The 7005-nt window shown below is 69.2% G+C and carries 8 protein-coding genes and 1 tRNA gene; 3 read left to right on the top strand and 6 right to left on the bottom strand.

Features of this window, described 5'->3' with window-relative positions:
- The first annotated feature begins 166 nt into the window (after positions 1-166).
- Positions 167-1702 (top strand): hypothetical protein, encoded by a 1536-nt coding sequence (locus tag ABT369_RS04750; RefSeq protein WP_350610314.1) that lies wholly within the window; start codon positions 167-169, stop codon positions 1700-1702.
- A gap of 92 nt (positions 1703-1794) precedes the next feature.
- On the opposite strand, the gene ABT369_RS04755 is transcribed toward ABT369_RS04750, so the two are convergent.
- The 6 genes from ABT369_RS04755 to ABT369_RS04780 form a co-directional block, all read right to left on the bottom strand.
- The gene (locus ABT369_RS04755) at positions 1795-4107 is read right to left on the bottom strand and encodes a PKD domain-containing protein (protein WP_350610315.1); all 2313 of its coding nucleotides are present in this window, start codon (positions 4105-4107) and stop codon (positions 1795-1797) included.
- 242 nt (positions 4108-4349) lie between these two features.
- Positions 4350-4715 carry a membrane protein insertion efficiency factor YidD gene (yidD, locus tag ABT369_RS04760; RefSeq protein WP_350610340.1) on the bottom strand — a complete coding sequence of 122 codons (366 nt, stop codon included), beginning with the start codon at positions 4713-4715 and terminating at the stop codon, positions 4350-4352.
- A gap of 432 nt (positions 4716-5147) precedes the next feature.
- Complete coding sequence (locus ABT369_RS04765; protein ID WP_350610316.1) at positions 5148-5492, bottom strand: type II toxin-antitoxin system PemK/MazF family toxin; 345 nt, start codon at positions 5490-5492, stop codon at positions 5148-5150.
- Positions 5489-5620, bottom strand: coding sequence for a hypothetical protein (locus ABT369_RS04770; RefSeq protein WP_350610317.1), 132 nt, complete (start codon positions 5618-5620; stop codon positions 5489-5491). The genes ABT369_RS04765 and ABT369_RS04770 overlap by 4 nt, the downstream gene beginning before the upstream one ends.
- A 96-nt stretch (positions 5621-5716) precedes the next feature.
- Positions 5717-5790 (bottom strand) — tRNA-Gly (locus ABT369_RS04775).
- Between the two features lie 9 nt (positions 5791-5799).
- On the bottom strand, positions 5800-6306 hold the full coding sequence (locus ABT369_RS04780) for a pyridoxamine 5'-phosphate oxidase family protein (RefSeq protein ID WP_350610318.1): 507 nt from the start codon (positions 6304-6306) through the stop codon (positions 5800-5802).
- 66 nt (positions 6307-6372) lie between these two features.
- Here ABT369_RS04780 and ABT369_RS04785 point away from each other — a divergent pair, with 66 nt between their 5' ends.
- Positions 6373-6858 carry a MarR family winged helix-turn-helix transcriptional regulator gene (locus ABT369_RS04785; RefSeq protein WP_350610319.1) on the top strand — a complete coding sequence of 162 codons (486 nt, stop codon included), beginning with the start codon at positions 6373-6375 and terminating at the stop codon, positions 6856-6858.
- On the top strand, positions 6839-7005 hold a 167-nt coding region (locus ABT369_RS04790), incomplete at its 3' end, for a dCTP deaminase (RefSeq protein WP_502891704.1). The genes ABT369_RS04785 and ABT369_RS04790, both read left to right, overlap by 20 nt.

Raw genomic sequence — 7005 nt, forward strand, 5'->3', positions numbered from 1 at the left:
TCAAGCCGGATGTCGATAACGCGCGGCGGGGCGGCACGGGATAGGCGGCGAGATTTACGCTCGTCATGATCCGCGGGGGGATCCGCCACCCGCGGTAACGGGAGGGCGTGGTCCTGTGTCACGACGTCCGCGCCGCGGTGCGCTGTTGTCCGCCGTGGTGCTGTCCGTGGCTGCCGGTCTGTTCGGCACCGCCACACCGGCTCAAGCCGGCCAAACCAACATCGATGCGCTCCGGATCTCGTGGGCCTACACGGACTCCGCGCATCCCGACACCACGTACCTCAACCCCGCCGGCGACGCGCCGCTCGGCGCCTGGCGGGACGGCAGCAACCGGCAGCACGTGTCGCGCGTCTACGCGACCTTCGACGTCGCGGCGGTGCTGAGCAAGCACATCCTGTCGGCGAAGCTCGCCGTGCCGGAGACCCAGGCCACGGACTGCGCGCACCGCCAGATCGAGGTCTGGGCGACCGCCGAGAGCGCGCGGCCGACGTGGCGCAACCCGCCGCGCGAGCTGCTCAAGCTGGGCACCCTCGGCGCGGTCGACCAGTGCCCGACCACCTACCCGCTGCTCGACCTCATCGGCCTCGTCAACCAGGCGACCGCGGCGGGCGTCCACCTGCCGTCGCACGTCACGATCGAGGTGCGGCTGCCCGGGGCGCTCGAGCACCGCGTGCCGCTCGGCCGACGCGTTGCCGCGCCGACGCTGTACCTCGGCTACAACACGTCGCCCGCCGCGCCGGCCCCGATGTTCAACGCCCTCCGGCCGTGCGCGACCGGCGCCCCGTACCCGTACCTGAGCGGCCTGACGCCGGAGCTCATGGCCCAGGCGCACGACGCCGACCAGGACGATGTGCAGCTCACCGGCGAGTTCGCGATCTGGCCGGTAGACCACCCCGACCAGCGCACGACGGTAACGCAGCAGTACATGCCCAACGGCCACATCGGAGGAGTCACCCCGCCGGCCGGCGCACTCGCCGACAACACGACCTACGCGTGGCAGGTGCGGACCAACGACGGCGCCGACAACTCGCCGTGGTCGCAGACGTGCTACTTCACCACCGACGCCACGGCGCCGGGCAACGCGCCCGAGGTGACGTCGCCCAACTACCCGAGCCACTTCACGGTCTACCCGGGCGGCGACCCGATCGTCTACAACCTGTCCCCGAACGGCGCCGACGACGTCTACGGCTACCAGTACAGCTGGAACGGCGTGTTCTCCGGCTTCGGCGCCAACACCGGCCCGAACGGCGTGCCCGAGTGGATCGACCCGTTCTCAATCCCGGGCGTCGTGCACGCCGACCAGACCGGCGGCGCGACCCTCACCCTGTCGCCACCGACCAACGGCTTCGTGACGCTGAGCGTGCGCAGCTTCGACCGGGCGTTCAACCTCTCGCCGACCACGTCGTACCGAGTGCTCATCGCGAGCACCGCCCCGACGGTGACCGCCGCGGCCGCTCCGGTCGTCGGCGTACCGTTCCGGGTCGACTTCACGCCCGGCCCGAACACGGGCACCGTCACGGACTACGTGTACACGGTGAACGGCGGGGCCGAGCAGACGATCGCCGCGGCTCCCGACGGCACCGCGTTCATCGAGTTCACGGCCGACCGGCCCGGCGCGTTCTCTGTTGACGTCTCGAGCCGCAGCGCGAACGGCTGGGTGTCGCCCGCGGGCCACGGACTCTGGTCCCCGACCGCCTCCTAGGCCTCGAGATGCGCTGACCGCGTGACAACGGTGAGGGCCCGCGCTGCTTGAGCGCGGGCCCTCACTCGCGTTGCTCTAGGCGTTCGACCAGATCAGCGGTCGAACTTCTCCCATGGACCGATCGCCGTGCGGTTCGCGATCAGCGACGAGTTGCCGCCGTTCTCCGCCGTGACGTACCGGTTGTTGACCCCGGCCTGCAGGCTGATGCTGCCGTCGGCGTTGGCGATCACCTTGAACTTCTCCCACGGCCCGACGACCGCCCGGTTGGCGATGAGCGGCTGGTTGCCGCCCGCCTCCGCGGTGACGAAGAGGCCGTTGGCCCGCGAATACAGCGCCACCCAGCCGCCGCCCACGTCGACCAGGTCGAACTGCTCCCAGAAGCCGACCGCGGTGCGGTTCGCGATCAGCGACGAGTTGCCGCCGTTCTCCGCCGTGACGTACCGGTTGTTGACCCGGGCCCGCAGCGTGACGGCGACGTTGGCCGCGTCGACCGGGCTGAACTCCTCCCACGGGCCGATCGCGGCCCGGTCGGCGGTCATCATGCTGCCGCCGTGGTTGCTGCTCAGGTATTTCCCGTTGACCACCGAACGCAGGCTGATCGTGCCGTCGGCGTTGTTCGTGACCGTGAACAGCGTCTCGTCACTGCTCGTGGACTCGTTCCAGGCCCCCACGACGTTCGAGCCGGCGGGAACGTCCGGGCCGACGAGCACCCTGAAGTACAGGCCGTTGACGCGGGACCGCAACGCGACCAGGTCGCCGCCGACCTTCACGAGGTCGAACAGTTCCGCGTCGCCGATCGTGGGCTGGTACGCCCGCATCTGCATGTTGCCACCCTCGGTGGCGCTGACGTAGCGGTTGTTGTCGTGCGCCAGCAGGGCGAACGTCCGGGCCGCCGGCCACAGCGACTTGGACTGTTGCTGGGTCCCGCTGAAGCCGTTGACGTCGACGGCCGTGACCGAGATGGAGTACGTCCCCGGCGTCGAGTAGTGGTGGGTGGCGACCGGCGACGGCTGCGACACCAGGCCGGTGGAGTCGCCGAAGTCGAAGCGGTACGTGGTGATGGGCACGTAGCCGGGGACGCTGCGCGACGCGTCCACCGTGACCGAGTTGCCGACCTGATCCGCCGTGATGGTCACGATCGGGTACGGGCCGGGGATCATCTCGGAGTTTCCGCGGTCGGCGTACGTGACCGGGCCGGCGCCCGTGTTGGGCTGCGCCGGGTTGTCCTCGCGCGGCTTGCCGAAGGAGTCGGTGCTCTGGTAGCCGGGCGCGGCCGAGTTCGCCGAGTCCTCCAGGTGCGCCTGGTCGACGACGTCGGTGTCGTGCGCGGCCTGACCGGAGGCGGCCCGGAAGCCGGCCAGTCCGAGCGGACCGTTCCACCAGTACAGCGAGTTCGGCGCCGCCGACCGGGAGACGGCGTTGTAGTCGACCACGGTGGTGCCCGCCGCGCCGTCGTACAGGCCGATCTCGGGGCCGCTCGGGACTCCCGCGTCGCAGCCGGTCGTGGAGGACACGTTGCTGGTCGCGACGTTGTTCTGCACGGACACGCCGCTGGACGCGCCCGCCACGCGGATGCCCCCGAGGCAGTTGAAGTCCAACGAGTTGTTCGTGATCGCGGTACCGGTGGCACCGTTGTTGAGGATGCCGACGCCGTGGCCGCTCATCACCGTGCTGTTGACGATCGTGTTGCCTGCCGCCCCGGGCCGCAGCGCGATGACCGCGACCGCTCCGCCGTAGGCGCTGCTGTTGACGATCGTGTTGTTCGAGCCGGCGACATCGACGGCCACGCTACCGGCCGGGCTGCCGACGCTGACGTTCAGCGCCTTGAGCACGGTCCGGGACGTAGCCGCGTCCAAGACCACGCCGGCCGACACCGCGCCGCCACTGACTTTCACGCCGTTGAGCGCCGAATCCGTCACGGCGGAGAGCTGGATCGCCGGCCCGGTCGCGTTATTCGCCATGGTCACGCTCGTGTCGGCGACCGAGATCCGCGCGCCGTTGCTCACCGCGAACGCGGGCGCACTCACCACGTTCAGCACGTTGATGCCGAGGATGGCGACGTCGTGCTGCCCGTCGATGGTGAACCCGGCGTTCGGCCCGGCCACCCGCGCCGCCCCCGCCTCGGAGGCCTGCAGCACGACGTCGGACTTGTTGACGTTCACGCGCTCGTTGAACACGCCGGTGATCTGGGCCGTCTGCCCGGGCGCCAACGCCGCGACCGCGGCCGTGATCGTGCAGAACGGCTTGCTCTGGCTGCCACCGCCGGTGTCGGAGCAGCCGGAGCCGAAGGTGTTGTTGACGTACAACGGGGTCGTTGCGGCGAATGCGGAGCCGGCCCCCGCGACCAGCCCCACACCGGCGGCCACCACGACGGTCGTGAGGCCGGAAAGAATCGATTTACCCACGCTGCTCCTCTTTCGGGGGCACTCGGCGGGATTGCATTGCCGCTGATCATTCAGCGGCGCGCGCCGATTATGCGCGGCCCAATCACATCGGACAACCCCGAAAGCGATCATCGGGCTTTTTCACTGCTCGGACTGCGCCCCGCCGTCGTCACGACCGGGGTCGGCCGAGCCACGCCGCACCAGCGACAGGCCCCGGTGCGGCTCCTCGGCGTGGCGGTGGCGCCCAGCGCCGTGCTGGATGGTCAGCGCCCTACCGGCGGCTCGTCGACGGTACCCATCGGCACATCACACCGGCACCGCGCGATCCGGGCCGCAGCCAGTCTGCCGCCGGTCACCAGCCCGAAGCGGTCCACCACAGTCAGCCCGTACGCGCTGCACGACGGCGAATACCGGCACCGGACGGGCAGCCGGGGCGAGAGCCAGCGCTGATACCCACGGATCGCCCGAACGCCCAACCGACCCGCCGAAGAAGGCCGGGACGGCACACCGAGGCGGTGCGGCGCCACAACCAACAGCAGCGCGCTCAGCCGGCCCAGCCCGAGCACGCTGCTACAGGGCGCCAGCACGCTCTGACAGGGGGCGCAGGCGACATCGAAGCAGTTACACATCTCGTACACAGTGCTCGGCACCGGCTTTTCTTACTGCCCAGATCGCCCAAGGTCAACTACCGCCCGCGATCCTGCCGCTCGCCTCACGTAGCTCACGGAGTACGCCGAGGTCGAAGCGATGGACGACATTCTTGCCGAGCGCGCCGAGACGCTCGGCGAGCCCTACTCGCGCCACTTGCCTCCCGACCAGGGCCTTCGTGTCCGAGCGGGTGACGGGAATCGAACCCTCACTGTCGGCTTGGGAACCGTACAGGTGGCCCTCCCCAGGCGCATGAACCTCCAGATCGCGCCTGTGGCAAGCGGCCTGGCGCGGCCAGCTAACACCTGGGTCAATGGCCCGCTAATGGCCCGGATACGCCTCAGAACCCGACAATCGCCACCGCCGAGACAAGCTAACGGCCGGCAAGCGATCTCGATGGCTCTGCCGACCGGCTACACATCGATCATCTGTTTTAGCACCGTCTTCACGGCCGATATCTCTTCGTCGGTGAGCACCCACGCTGGCCGCTGTCCCTGCAGACGCGCCCGGGCGATAGTCCGTACCTGTTCAGTGATGACGAACCCGACTGGACGGCTCGTGGGGCGCACCGGAACGCGGTGTAGCCAGCCGGAGCGCTCCCGCGTCGTCACTGGGAGCACGGTGACCAGTGCCTCCCCGGTCAGCCGCAGGTGGAACGCGCTGGAGACCACGAGTACCGGACGGCGGCCTGCCTGCTCGCGGTCTTCGGTAGGGTCGAGGTCGGCCCACCAGACCTGCCACGGCTGGATGACCGTCACGCAGCCTCGTCCCACGCGTCGGCCGCCGGCGCGGAGGCCCGGTCTTCCTGGTCGGCCTCGGCTACGTACTCGGCCCAGCCCTCCGGATCGTTCGCCCGGTATGCGTCCAAGGCGGCGATGGCCTTCATCTGCCAGTGTTCGCCTGATTGCCCGAGGGCGTCCGAGCTCGGAAACGATTAAGGCCCAGGTCTGGGGATCATGTCCCCTGGCCTGGGCCTTTGTGGTGGAGCGGGTGAAGGGAATCGAACCCTCACTGTCAGCTTGGGAAGCTGATGTTCTGCCATTGAACTACACCCGCGAGCGACGCCTACTGTACCGAATCCACGGCGTTAGCGCACGGACCATTATGCCTCGCCCGCGGAACATGCCCCGGGCGGTCCTTCCACACGGTGCGCGTCGACGTCGTCGGCGTGTCGTACCGCACGTACATCGCCAGGTCGACGGTCAGTTCGTACAGCTTCCAATCGATGCCCGGCGCCGCATGCATGAGCAGGGCCAGGCGCGCGACCTGACCGGAGTCCGACACGACGCCGGCGTGGCCGGACAGGTACGCCTCGTCGGCGGTGTCCTCCGACGGGAAGCTGTGCAGGGAGTAGCGGCCGTCGCGGTCCAGGTCGTGGCGCTTCGGGGACGGTAGGACGAAGCAGAACAGGCCCTCGTCCGTGATCACCGGCGAGACGGGGTGGATGCGCGGGCCGCCGTCGGGGCGGACCGTTGCCAGGTAGCCCAGGCCTGGGCCGTACTGACACACGAGCGTGCGAATGGCCGACGCCAGCGCGGGGTCGGCGGCGGCGAACTCAGCCCACGATGCCATGCCTCAAAAGTACTCGAACACGTGTACGATCGTTGCCGAATTCCCCGAACGGGGCAAACTGAAGCGGTGACGCCTGCCGACGAGCTCATCGATCTTCTCCGCCGGTTCAACGTCGAGGCGGACCGGTTCGTCGACGTGTTCGCGCGTGCGCACGGGTTGCATCGCACCGACATGAACGCGATCGCGCACATCTGGCGCGCGGCCGAGGAGCGGACGCCGCTGACGCCCGGGGAGCTCGCGCGCCGGCTCTCGCTCAGCCCGGCGGCCACCACGGCGCTCCTCGTGCGGCTCGAGCGCGCCGGCCACGTCGAGCGGCGGCCCGATCCCGAGGACCGCAGGCGAACCCACCTGCATATCCAGCCGAAGGCACAGGCGCTGGCGGCGGAGTTTTTCGCGCCTCTGGGAGTACACATGCGGGAAGCTTTTTCGCACTTCTCTCAAGAGGCTCTCAGAACCGCAATCGGCGTGACAAAGCAGGCTTTGGAGGCCACCGGCAGGGCAGCCGACGAAGCCAACTCGGTAACCTCAGAAGGTGCTGCTCTCCGACCGTGACCTAGACAAAGAGCTCGAAGCCGGCCAACTGCGCCTCGAGCCCTTCGATCAAGCGCTGGTGCAGCCGTCCAGCATCGACGTGCGGCTCGACCGTTGGTTCCGGGTGTTCAACAACCACCTCTACACCCACATCGACCCCGCGATGCA

Source organism: Dactylosporangium sp. NPDC000244 (genome assembly GCF_040300725.1).
Classification (GTDB): domain Bacteria; phylum Actinomycetota; class Actinomycetes; order Mycobacteriales; family Micromonosporaceae; genus Dactylosporangium.

What these genes read in the sequence shown, in the direction of transcription:
- yidD (WP_350610340.1), bottom strand. Translation starts at nt 4,715, where the DNA reads ATGTGTAACTGCTTCGATGTCGCCTGCGCCCCCTGTCAGAGCGTGCTG.
- ABT369_RS04770 (WP_350610317.1), bottom strand. Translation starts at nt 5,620, where the DNA reads ATGAAGGCCATCGCCGCCTTGGACGCATACCGGGCGAACGATCCGGAG.
- ABT369_RS04780 (WP_350610318.1), bottom strand. Translation starts at nt 6,306, where the DNA reads ATGGCATCGTGGGCTGAGTTCGCCGCCGCCGACCCCGCGCTGGCGTCG.